Source organism: Coprococcus sp. TF11-13 (assembly GCF_003481085.1).
In the GTDB taxonomy this organism is placed as follows: Bacteria; Bacillota; Clostridia; order Lachnospirales; family Lachnospiraceae; genus Coprococcus; species Coprococcus aceti.
On the sequence record NZ_QUKK01000001.1, the window covers coordinates 1,034,627 to 1,046,422 of the forward strand.

At 43.5% G+C, this 11,796-nt stretch carries 12 protein-coding genes; 4 read left to right on the forward strand and 8 right to left on the reverse strand.

Features of this window, described 5'->3' with window-relative positions; genetic code table 11:
- Positions 1–134 precede the first annotated feature (134 nt).
- The 5 genes from DXD11_RS04530 to DXD11_RS04555 form a co-directional block, all read right to left on the reverse strand.
- On the reverse strand, positions 135–1,127 hold the full coding sequence (locus tag DXD11_RS04530) for a GH25 family lysozyme (RefSeq protein WP_118757839.1): 993 nt from the start codon (positions 1,125–1,127) through the stop codon (positions 135–137).
- 130 nt (positions 1,128–1,257) lie between these two features.
- Positions 1,258–1,581, reverse strand: a complete 324-nt coding sequence (locus DXD11_RS04535) for a hypothetical protein (RefSeq protein WP_118757840.1) — start codon at positions 1,579–1,581, stop codon at positions 1,258–1,260.
- A 376-nt stretch (positions 1,582–1,957) separates the two neighbouring features.
- The gene (locus tag DXD11_RS04540; protein WP_118649047.1) at positions 1,958–2,242 is read right to left on the reverse strand and encodes a hypothetical protein; all 285 of its coding nucleotides are present in this window, start codon (positions 2,240–2,242) and stop codon (positions 1,958–1,960) included.
- Between the two features lie 761 nt (positions 2,243–3,003).
- The gene (locus tag DXD11_RS04550) at positions 3,004–4,014 is read right to left on the reverse strand and encodes a GGGtGRT protein (RefSeq protein WP_004853826.1); all 1,011 of its coding nucleotides are present in this window, start codon (positions 4,012–4,014) and stop codon (positions 3,004–3,006) included.
- A 29-nt stretch (positions 4,015–4,043) separates the two neighbouring features.
- Entirely contained in the window at positions 4,044–4,745 is a 702-nt protein-coding gene (locus DXD11_RS04555; protein ID WP_004853825.1) for an iron-sulfur cluster assembly scaffold protein, read from the reverse strand.
- Positions 4,746–5,101: 356 nt separating this feature from the next.
- On the opposite strand from DXD11_RS04555, the gene DXD11_RS04560 reads away from it, so the two are divergent.
- A complete protein-coding gene (locus DXD11_RS04560; RefSeq protein WP_118757842.1) occupies positions 5,102–6,019 on the forward strand; it encodes a PHP domain-containing protein in 918 nt (305 codons plus the stop codon).
- 35 nt (positions 6,020–6,054) lie between these two features.
- On the opposite strand, the gene yajC is transcribed toward DXD11_RS04560, so the two are convergent.
- The 3 genes from yajC to DXD11_RS04575 all read right to left on the reverse strand — a co-directional run bounded on the left by yajC (position 6,055) and on the right by DXD11_RS04575 (position 9,539).
- Entirely contained in the window at positions 6,055–6,429 is a 375-nt protein-coding gene (gene yajC, locus DXD11_RS04565; protein WP_015533108.1) for a preprotein translocase subunit YajC, read from the reverse strand.
- A 19-nt stretch (positions 6,430–6,448) separates the two neighbouring features.
- Positions 6,449–7,582 (reverse strand): tRNA guanosine(34) transglycosylase Tgt, encoded by a 1,134-nt coding sequence (gene tgt, locus DXD11_RS04570; RefSeq protein ID WP_015533107.1) that lies wholly within the window; start codon positions 7,580–7,582, stop codon positions 6,449–6,451.
- Between the two features lie 310 nt (positions 7,583–7,892).
- Positions 7,893–9,539 carry a S1C family serine protease gene (locus DXD11_RS04575; protein WP_243105803.1) on the reverse strand — a complete coding sequence of 549 codons (1,647 nt, stop codon included), beginning with the start codon at positions 9,537–9,539 and terminating at the stop codon, positions 7,893–7,895.
- Positions 9,540–9,720: 181 nt separating this feature from the next.
- Here DXD11_RS04575 and DXD11_RS04580 point away from each other — a divergent pair, with 181 nt between their 5' ends.
- Genes DXD11_RS04580 through DXD11_RS04590 form a run of 3 tightly spaced genes read left to right on the forward strand, consistent with a single transcriptional unit; the run spans position 9,721 to position 11,794 of the window.
- A complete protein-coding gene (locus DXD11_RS04580; RefSeq protein WP_015533105.1) occupies positions 9,721–9,993 on the forward strand; it encodes a hypothetical protein in 273 nt (90 codons plus the stop codon).
- Complete coding sequence (locus tag DXD11_RS04585) at positions 9,994–10,659, forward strand: ATP-binding cassette domain-containing protein (RefSeq protein WP_055224210.1); 666 nt, start codon at positions 9,994–9,996, stop codon at positions 10,657–10,659.
- 19 nt (positions 10,660–10,678) lie between these two features.
- Positions 10,679–11,794, forward strand: coding sequence for an ABC transporter permease (locus DXD11_RS04590; RefSeq protein WP_118757844.1), 1,116 nt, complete (start codon positions 10,679–10,681; stop codon positions 11,792–11,794).
- Positions 11,795–11,796 lie beyond the last annotated feature (2 nt).

The following is an 11,796-nucleotide window of genomic DNA, read 5'->3' on the forward strand; positions in this document are numbered from 1 at the left end:
GTTTTCCACTATCCTATAGTATATATTGCGCTTCGTCAACAGGTGTGGATGATTCTTCATATAAATTTCATTTTTGCCGGAACTAATTTTATACTTCGTTTTCCTGCCATTTTTCTTATGTCATTTACCTGCAGCTATCTGCCAAGCATCTCATTTACCTTATTCTGCACCTTGACATGATCATACCCTGCCTTCTTCAGCCTGTTCTTTCTGTCATCGCCATTTCCCCAGTCGCCGGCTATGACCTCTCTGGCTATCTCGTCAATAGATTTCTTCTGTGAGAATTTCACTATAGCGTTCACCTTCTCCTGAACTTTATCGTAATCATATCCCGCCGTTTTTAATCTCTTTTTTCGATCCTCGCCGTTCCCCCATCTGCCCGCTATGACTTCCTTCGCGATCACATCTATGCTTTTCTTTTTTCTATTCTTATAATTACTTTTCCCGCTATTGCTGTCAGAGCCTTTCCCTTTCGTTTTTCCCTTATCACTGCCAGTCTTTATCGCAGCACATTTTCTCCATGTCGCTTTGTCTATATAAGACTTGTTCAGGTCAAGATTTCCTTCATACCCCGGAAGCCGGCCTACAGAAGTGTATTGCCTGATAGAACAATCATACTGCCCCTCATTCCACGGATGCTCCTGATATCCAGTCTGCTCATAATCAGGATACTGAGCGACCCACAGCCTGTAGCCAAGATTTTTGACATTTTCCATGGCACTCTTCTGAATATATATCAGCGGTTTTACCCTAGTTTTTCTGTACACATAATCACACCACTCCTTGCACCATGCCCTGTCACTTCTGCCAAACTGTGGGTTGTTCTGCCCCTCCCAGTCAAGCACGAGTATGGCTTTGCCCACATATTTCTTACTGTATGCAAGGAAATACTCAGCCTCCCTGTGGGGATCGCCACCATTTGCATAGTGGAATGCCCCCAGAAGTTTTCCCACTTTAATCACCTGATCACAGTGCTTTGCAAAAAATCTGTTCTTGTAGTCCGTGCCCTCCGTCGCTTTCACTATCACAAAGTCACAAGGCACCTTGGTTATATCTATAGTATCCTGCCACGCTGATATATCTATACCATCCATGTAGCCCTTTAATGGGACCTTATTAGAAGCCATAAAATTGTCTCCTGAATTTCTTTGTCTGTATATAATATTCCAGACATTGAATCAGGAGACAATCTTAGGATCATTATTCCGAACTTATACTTATCTGTCTCGTATTACATGTACCACTGTCATGACGCCTTTATTCATGCCACTTTTCCTTATCTCCGCCCTTGTAAAACCGCTTGAATATCGATATCAGGTAGTCCCATCCCCGGGTACATATAATCGCAATGACAAATGCCCCGAAAAACGCAGCCACAGGATAATACCACACAAATGCTATGTGATAAAATGATAGTCCAACAAAAAGTCCCACCTCACACACAATGACACTGGTGATCAGAACCTGAAAAGAGGTAGGGATCTTCTTCAGCACTCCTACCTCTTTCGTAAATTCCGTTATTATCGATATCAAAGTGCAAAGAACCGCAACAACTACAAGATATACTGCGAATCTGTCCATGCGTATTCACCTCCTTGTCCATGATATAGTTTAATGTATTCCGGAAGGTGGTATGTGGTTATAAAATATTATTGTGTTCTTAAATCTCTTTTTAAATCCAACCTCGCGTTAATGCGAGGTGTTTTACGTTATATAGGAATCTCCAAAATGTATATATATCAAAATTACTTCTGTATGAAAATAGAATAATGTATTTAACCGGGCAGCCGAGGGGTGTTACACCATATCCGTTCGAGTCTTGGAAGGGAGTGGTGCCTTATGAGTACATATGAGGAATTCATGGTTATATTAACCGTTGCGATACTTATTGTGACAATTCTGAATCATAGAAAATAAGAAAAACACCTCAGCCGACTAAGCTATGAGGTGTTTCATCTTAAAATGGTTTTTGCCGGACGGATAGGACGTATCTATCGCTCGGCTGTCTTGTTAAGTATATTATACAATATTTTTGACGTTTGTCAAAAATAAAATTCTGAAGTGCAAGATCAAATGCCGCATGGGACTTACCAAATCGTCTGGCATGACTGACACTGATACAATTAGCATTTGTACATATAACTCTGTTCAGATATTCAAGCAAACCTGTCTTATCAAGATACAATTCACTATTCTTGTCCTTTGTAAAACTGTCATTACTTGGATTAAAATAAATGCCCATCTCATGCCCTCCTTGTTTATTTCAAATGTCTTATATATAATTCTCAGAATTCATTGATATAGGCCTTTTCTCTGAAATCGGGATATTAATTCAACCTCTTTCCGAGTTGCCATAAAGCTGTGCCCATCCTCAAGTGTTATATTTCCAAGTTCAATGTTCTTATCTATGCTACCCCTTATATCTGTTTTTATAAGGCTTTTCAACGATGCTATATTTTCTGGAGTGCGTAAGTATCTTTTTAAATGTGCTGTCAAGTATTTTATGTGTCAATCTATATTACTGCCTACTGTTTTTTCTTCCGATTGGTAGCCACACTTTAGCCCTAAATCAACCATAAGTCAATAGATTTTCACAAATGCGCGTATAAGGCAATTTTTCGCGAGATTATTTTAAAATTATAACTTTTTTTACTTTCTTCTCGCCATCAAAATATTCTACTACTATAGTTCTATCCATTTTAATCACCCCTTCCATTTGATATGTAAGGCAATTATAATACCGAATAAATATAAAACTAGTCTTGACAAAATAAAACAAAAGAGTTGCTGTAAAATCCCTTAGCAACTCCCGTTTTCCAACTAATGCTGAATATCAAAGCAATATTTCATATGTATGGCTGTCATCATCATAATATACAAGCATGCCAAATTTGTATTCATCAAAATTGATTTCAACCTTCAAAGAATTTAAAAATCAAAAAAATAGAGAGCCTTTAGATCTCTCTAAAAGCCCTCTAAATCGTTTAAATACTAGGTTTTTATTTAGAACTTACCAGCGTTAGCTGCTTCCTCTACGCTAACAGCTACAGCAACTGTAGCACCAACCATAGGGTTGTTACCCATACCGATAAGTCCCATCATCTCTACGTGTGCAGGAACTGATGATGAACCAGCGAACTGTGCATCACTGTGCATACGTCCGAGAGTATCTGTCATACCGTATGAAGCAGGACCTGCTGCCATGTTATCTGGGTGAAGTGTACGTCCTGTACCACCGCCTGATGCTACTGAGAAGTACTTCTTACCCTGCTCGATACACTCCTTCTTGTATGTACCTGCAACTGGATGCTGGAAACGTGTAGGGTTTGTTGAGTTACCTGTGATAGATACACCAACGTTCTCCTTGTGCATGATAGCGACACCTTCCTGAACATCATCAGCGCCGTAGCACTTAACTGTTGCACGGATACCATCTGAATATGCCTTCTCGTATACTACATTGAGCTCAGCCTTCTTGTAGTCATACTTTGTCTCAACATATGTAAATCCATTGATTCTTGAGATGATCTGAGCTGCATCCTTACCAAGACCGTTAAGGATAACTCTAAGAGGTTTTTTACGAACCTTGTTAGCCTTCTCAGCGATACCGATAGCACCCTCAGCTGCTGCAAATGACTCATGACCTGCTAAGAAACAGAAGCACTCTGTCTCCTCCTCAAGTAACATCTTACCAAGGTTACCATGTCCAAGACCAACCTTACGATGATCTGCAACAGAGCCTGGTATACAGAATGCCTGAAGACCCTCGCCGATAGCTGCTGCTGCGTCTGCTGCCTTTCTGCATCCCTTCTTGATTGCGATTGCTGCACCTACTGTATATGCCCAGCAAGCATTCTCAAAACAAATTGGCTGAATACCCTTTACCTGATTGTAAACGTCAAGTCCAGCGTCCTTTGTGATCTTCTCAGCTTCTTCGATTGAGCTGATTCCATAGCTGTTAAGTACAGCGTTTATCTGGTCTATTCTTCTTTCATATGATTCAAATAATGCCATTGTCTCGTTCTCCTTTCCTCTATTTCCGACTACTCTTTACGTGGATCGATGATCTTAACAGCGCCCTGCTCTGGCTTAACACGTCCGTATGAACCTGAAGCCTTCTCCCAAGCTGTGTTAGGGTCATCACCCTTCTTGATAAAGTCAGTCATCTTTCCAAGAGAAACGAACTGATATCCGATAACTTCGTCATCTGCATCAAGTGCTATTCCTGTTACATAGCCCTCTGCCATCTCAAGGTAACGAACACCCTTAGCCTTTGTTGCATACATTGTACCAACCTGTGAACGAAGACCCTTTCCAAGATCCTCAAGTCCGGCACCAACTGCAAGTCCGTCATCTGAGAATGCACTCTGTGTACGTCCGTATACGATCTGAAGGAATAACTCTCTCATTGCTGTATTGATAGCATCGCACACAAGGTCAGTGTTGAGAGCCTCAAGGATTGTCTTACCCTGAAGAATCTCAGCTGCCATAGCTGCTGAATGTGTCATACCTGAACATCCAATAGTCTCGACAAGAGCCTCCTCGATAACACCCTCTTTTACGTTAAGTGAAAGCTTGCAGGCACCCTGCTGTGGTGCACACCAGCCTACACCATGTGTAAAACCAGAGATGTCTTTGATTTCCTTTGAGTAAACCCACTTTCCTTCTTCTGGGATAGGAGCTGGCTCATGCTTTGCACCCTTTGCTACAGGGCACATGTTTTCAACTTCCTTAGTGTAAATCATTGTGAAACTCCTTTCAAAATATGAATTCTTAAAAGCGGTTCCGAATTCTCTAATTCAAACCATCAGTGGTATTTTCTCACAAAACAGTTATGAAGTCCATAGCTTATTGAAAATTTTTGTCGCATTTGCGTGTACTTTATCAAGTACAGCGCGCCTTATTGAGAAAGTTTTTAACAAGGCACAGTTGTCAGGGTTCATATGTCCGCTTATATCATTTGATCGTAACCATATTCACTTGAACATATGTATTTATCTGATATACAATACTTCTGTCAGGGCACATTCAACCCAGACATGCGCCGCTCCAGGCGCTGCTCAGATACATGATATAAAAAATAAAAACGGAGGTTTTCAACATGAGATTTATAGATATGCACCTTCACACCACCGCTTCCGACGGCTCCTGCACCCCATCAGAGGTGTGCCAGCTTGCCATTGACAGGAATCTTGCAGCGATCGCCATAACCGACCACGACACAGTGGATGGCGTAGCAGATGCAATCACATATGCAGATAACTGGAACAGCACTCTTCCTCCGATCCAGAACAGTGATTCCACCAACTGCTCTGGCTTTTCTGACAGCAGTGACCATCATATCGAGGTAGTTCCCGGCATAGAGATGTCCGCCATCTACAACGGTGTGGAGATCCACATTCTTGGCTTCTATATGGACTACAAGAACCCTGAGCTCATCTCCCGTCTTGCCGCCATCAAACAGGCCAGATACGACCGAAACGAGCAGATGTGTGAGAGATTCCGCGCCGACGGAATAGACATGACCATGGAGAAGCTGCAGCATGGTAATCCTGATACTGTCGTCACAAGAGCTCATTTTGCCAGAATTCTCATAGCCGAAGGCATATGCAGGGACATGAACCAGGCGTTCAAAAAGTATCTGGGCAAGAAATGCAAATATTACATTCCAACACCAGACATACCGGCCGCCGATGCCATAAGACTCATAAGAACCTACGGCAAGGCTGCCTTCATCGCCCATCCCCTCATATACGGATTTGGATATAAACAGATAGAGGACATGCTTGAAGAACTGAAGCCATATGGCCTTTCAGGGCTTGAGGTCTACCACTCCTCCAACAATGCCTATGAATCCGGAAGACTTAGGGAGATCGCCAGAAAACACGGGCTCCTCATATCAGGAGGTTCCGACTTCCACGGCGCAGCCAAACCCGACATATCCGTGGGAACCGGAAGGGGCGGCCTTCGGATCACGGAAGCTGTATTTCAGGATATAAAAAAAGCGGTCACTGTATAATGACCGCTTTTTTATTTACTCTGATGATACCTTTATTATATCTTTGACTTCTTATCCTTATCATCATCTGTGACTGTTGATGATCCCTGCTTCTCAAGCTCTGCAACAGCGCTCTTGTGCATCGGTATACGACAGTTCTTGTTGTTACCAAACTCTACGATGATAGTTGAATCATCAACCACATCAAGGATGGTTCCGTAGAAACCACTGGTTGTCATGATATTATCACCAGGCTCCATCTGTGAAAGCATCTGGTCTGTCTTGGCCTTCTGCTTCTTCTGTGGTCTGATCATCATGAAGTAAATGATTGCAGCAAATATGGCAATATATACAACAATAAACATAACTGATGAACCGCCACTGGCCTGTGTTCCTGTTGACGATGATAAAATTGTTGAAAGTGAATTCATTCTCTGGTCTCCTTTTTGATTACTCTTCTCCACCAGCAAGGCTCTCAAGCATCGATTTCTTATATGACTGATATCTTCCTTCTTCTATAGCCTCTCTGATGTCTTTCATCATATTATTATAAAAATACAAATTATGCAAGACGCAAAATCTCATACCGAGCATTTCATTTGCCTTGAGCAGGTGTCTGATGTACGCTCTGCTATAGTGCTGGCATGCAGGGCATCCGCAGCCCTCCTCTATAGGTCTGTCGTCTGTCTCAAATCTCGCATTCTTGAGATTCATCTTGCCATGCTTCGTGTACACATGGGCGTGTCGTCCATTTCTGGATGGATATACGCAATCGAAGAAATCAACACCTCTGTCGACCGCCTCAAGTATATTTGCAGGGGTTCCAACACCCATGAGGTATGTCGGTCTGTCCTCAGGCAGATACGGAACGGTCACATCGAGTATGTGGTACATCTGCTCTGCTGTCTCTCCTACTGCAAGTCCTCCTATGGCATATCCCGGAAGATCAAGCTCGCTGATTCTCTTGGCGTGATCTATTCTGATATCCTCGTATATGGCACCCTGATTGATTCCAAACAATAGCTGATTCTTGTTGATCGTATCCGGCAGACTGTTAAGTCTCTCCATCTCATTCTTACATCTGACAAGCCATCTGGCTGTTCTCGCAACAGAATTCTCCACGTACTGTCTGTCAGCCAGTGCAGGGGCACACTCGTCAAATGCCATGGCTATTGTAGATGCCAGATTCGACTGTATCTGCATGCTCTCCTCAGGTCCCATGAATATCTTGCGTCCATCGACATGGGAATTGAAGGTTACGCCCTCCTCCTTGATCTTCCTGAGTCCCGCCAGGGAGAATACCTGGAATCCGCCTGAATCAGTGAGTATCGGTCTGTCCCAGTACATAAACTTATGTAAACCGCCCATCTGCTTGACTATCTTATCCCCAGGTCTCACATGGAGATGATATGTATTTGACAGCTCGATCTGACATCCTATGTCCTTGAGATCCGTTGTTGCCACAGCTCCCTTTATGGCTGCTGCCGTTCCAACATTCATGAACAGAGGTGTCTGCACTGTTCCGTGAACAGTCTGAAATTCAGCTCTCTTTGCCCTTCCATCCTTACAAAGTATTTTGTACATTGTTATGTAAACCTTTCTTTTTCATTCTTCCGAATCTTACGCTATACTTTAGCGTACTCTTTATAATGCACCATTTAAAGTATATTTGCAAGCAAATTTACAATCCACAGGCATTTACCGCCGAACTTGACCGCATACCGGATGAATACGAGGACTTCCGATACAATGCAGGCAGATTACAATTTTGACAGCCACATATCTTACATACAAAACGGCACCTGTAATTTCACTTACAGGTGCCGTTATATCAATCTATAGGCTTTCAGTTCTGTTAGCTCCGTGCTAAATCACCACTGAATTATCTGACTTATCACTGCTTCTCCTTCAGCGTAGCTGTAGCAGTCTGCTTCTCGTAGTTACCATTGTTGTTTCTGTAGTATACGATAGTTACCTTATCGCCAGGATTGCAGGCCACGATCTTGTCGTGGAATGTCTCCATATCTGCTATGTCCTCACCGTCAAGGCTGCAAATGATATCTCCTGACTGGAGTCCACACTCCTCTGCTGCTGAACCCTGCTCAACTGATGAGATATATACACCCTCAGGCATGTTCAGGAGCTGTGCGTACTGGCTTGTGATGGTCTGGGCAGATATACCGAGGTAAGCCTGTCCTGATGTTGTTCCATCATTTGACACATTCTTGCCTGCTATCAGGTCATTGATTATATCCTGTACATCTGATATAGGAAGTGCATAGCCCATACCCTCAACGCTTGTATCTGAATACTTGGCTGTGTTGATACCGATCAGCTCGCCCTGCATGTTGACAAGGGCACCACCACTGTTACCAGGGTTGATGGCTGCATCTGTCTGAAGTACCTTTACTGTCTCATCTGAAGCACTTATCTCTCTGTTAAGTGCGCTTATATATCCAACTGTAACTGACTGTCCATATCCAAGTGCATTTCCGATTGCCACGCACGGATCACCCACTGCAAGATCATCCGATGAACCTACCTGAATCTCCTTTATCTCATTCAAAGTGTCATCCGATATGTCCGAAAGCTTAACTGTGACAACTGCTATATCATTGTTCTCAACGTATCCCTTTACCACCGCATCTGCACTCTTGTCATCGACAAATGTAACTGACAGTGACTTAGCATTCTGTACCACATGATAATTAGTTGCAAGATACAGGTACTGGTCATCCTTGCCGATGATGATACCTGAACCGGCTCCTGTTGACTCCTGCTGATATGAATTGAACCAGTAATCATATGTTGTTACGTATGTTCCTGTGATCGATACGATGGAAGGCATAACCTTCTTGGCAACCGTTGACACATCGTACACTGTACTTGTCGTGTCTGATGATGCCTGCTTGAGCTGTGGTGCATTGTTCTCTGTTGAACCCTCAGCACTCTGCTCTATTGTGGTCTGCGAATCTTTGCCGAGAAGCTTATCCGATCCATATCTGACCCCCTGGAATACAACGCCTGCCACAAGTCCGAATACAACAGCCGCTGCAACCACACCTGCTGCCTTCTTGCCAAATCCGCTCTTCCTGTTCTTTGGCTTCTTATCTTTTGCCTTCTTCTGTCTCATATTGTTATCTGAAGGCTTTCCTGTTCCAATATTGTTCATTGGATTGCCTGCCTGATTCTGATAACCCTGATTCATTCTCTGGCTGTCATACCATGCTTCCATGCCATTTACATTTCTCTGAAAACCTGAATATGAAGCGTTCTGTGTACCGACTGTTTGAGCATTCTGCGGTGAACTCTGTGCGCCGGCAGTCTGAGCGTTCTGTGCTGAGCCATGTACACCGGCTGTCTGATTGTTCTGCGCTGACTGTGCGCCCTGAACATTCTGTGTCTGCTGTGAAGCATTTGTTGAAGGTCTGTCAAATCTTGAATCTCCTCTATTGTTCATATAGCTGTAATGATACAGACCATCCTGCTGTGGTGCCTGACCACTATTTCCATTCATCTGGTTCTTGTTTTCCTGTTCCATCTCTATCATCCTTTCGCATCTTTATTATCTTAATTCCTGTAATCGGTACCTTTCTCTTTCTTACAGTTGTTACTATACGCAGTAAATGTGTCATATTTGTGTCTTTATTGTTTTAATTCTGTGCACAAATGTTATATACTAGTCAGGTACGATCTCAAATAACCCTTATGGAGGATAATATATGTTTAGAGTATGGGGAAAACTTATAAAAGATAACCACCTCATGAAGGATACCGTGATATGCATATCCGACTACGAGATGACGCGTACCCACAAGGTATACAAGGCCCTTGAGGATATGTGCTACGAGTTTGACCTGGCAAAGCCGGTGTGGCTTAAGAAGAATAAGGATGAGTTTATCCACCACGCCAGAACCAGATTCACAGCGGATAACTTTGTGGAGGATATAGATTTTGACTACCTTGATTTTCAGGTAATAGAGGAGGAATACTAGATGTTTTCTGTCTCTTCAGTGAGCAAAAGCTACGGCAAAAATAAAGTTCTGACAGATGTGTCACTGTCCGTATCCCCGGGTGAATGCATCGCCCTTCTGGGAATCAACGGATCGGGTAAATCCACCCTGCTGGGAATACTATCCAGAAACATAAAGCCAGACTCAGGGTGCTTCGGTTTCGACTGTCAGGCAAATGCTGCTCTGCTCCCACAGGACAATCCACTCATACCGGAACTCACAGCCATTGACAACATCAGACTGTGGCACCCCGGAAGCAGGAAAACAGTCATGAACTCCCACAATATGAGCATATGTCAGTCTCTCGGTGTGGATTCATTTCTGGACAAACGTGTCTCAAAGCTCTCCGGTGGAATGAAGAAGAGGCTAAGCCTTGCCATCACGATGATGTCTGACCCGGATCTGCTTCTTCTCGATGAACCTCTGGCCTCGCTTGATCTTCTATGCAAGAATGGGATACTGAGCTATCTCCAGAATTACATATCACATGGAGGAAGTGTCATCATCGCCACACATGAGACATCTGCGCTGGATATATGCAACAAGATATACACACTGAAAAATGGACACATCCAACTGGCCATAGACAGAAATATCTCACCCGGATACACCTCACCTGAAACCTACATCAATCTGATCAGATCATAGCTTTATCTAAAGGAGTTTTATGTTTTACCGACTTATACGAACTGATTTGAAAAGAATAGCTCATTATGGAATATACATGGTAGTCGCAGCATTTGTCATGATGACGGTTTTCCTGTGTCTTGCGTTAAACGCGAACTCTTTTATCTACTCTGATGACCGCTCCGAACCACTTTCAATCGGAATCGTGATGAGTGCAGATTCAAAAACCGCACAGATGGCATACAACACGATATCTGATATGGACAGCTACCACTCATCATGTGTATTCACAGAATTTTCAGACAAGGATACAGCCCTTTCAAGGCTCTCTGACGGAGACCTGTTCGCTGTGATCTACGTCCCTGACAATATCATAAGCGACATCATGGACGGAACGAACACACCTGTCGAGGTATACTATTCTGACAACCGGTCCATCGATACATTTGTGCTGAATGACCTCTTCCGCTCCACATCCTCCATGCTTGGCATATCCCAGGCGGCCATATATTCGGTTCAGGCGATAGGAAGGAACATGGAGCTTCCCGAGGATATTCAGGACACGCTCAGCAACGATGTAAATGCCATGTTCATGACTAAGGTTCTTGACAGGACTGCCAACTTCACCGTCGACAAGATAAATGCAACCAGAGCAGCAAATACCACCGACTTCTACACAAGTGCGGCGGTTCTTCTCATGATGATGCTGTGCAGCGTTGTTTTCTTCCCATTCCTGCTCGACCTCCCAGCCTCTTACATAACAAAGCTCAGGTCACAGGGAATTGGCAAAGTCAGACGCAATGTCAGCAATTTCATATCCATGTTCATATGGCTGTATATCCTTTATATAACTGTATACATGGCTCTCGCCCTGGCATCACTGTTTATCGATGAACTGCATGTAAATATCCACATGAGCGGGATACTGTTCGGAATCGTCATAGCTACATGTGTCGCGGTATATACGCTGCTCATAAGTCTGGTTCCCGCAGGGATACACGGCTGCACACTGCTTCTCACTGTGGTCACTGTCATACTGGCCTATGTGAGCGGCTTATTCATACCGGAAGCCATGCTTCCAAACTTTGCAAAGTATATATGCCATGGATCGCTGCTCAATAAGCTTGTGCAGACACTGTGCATATATTTATCATAAAT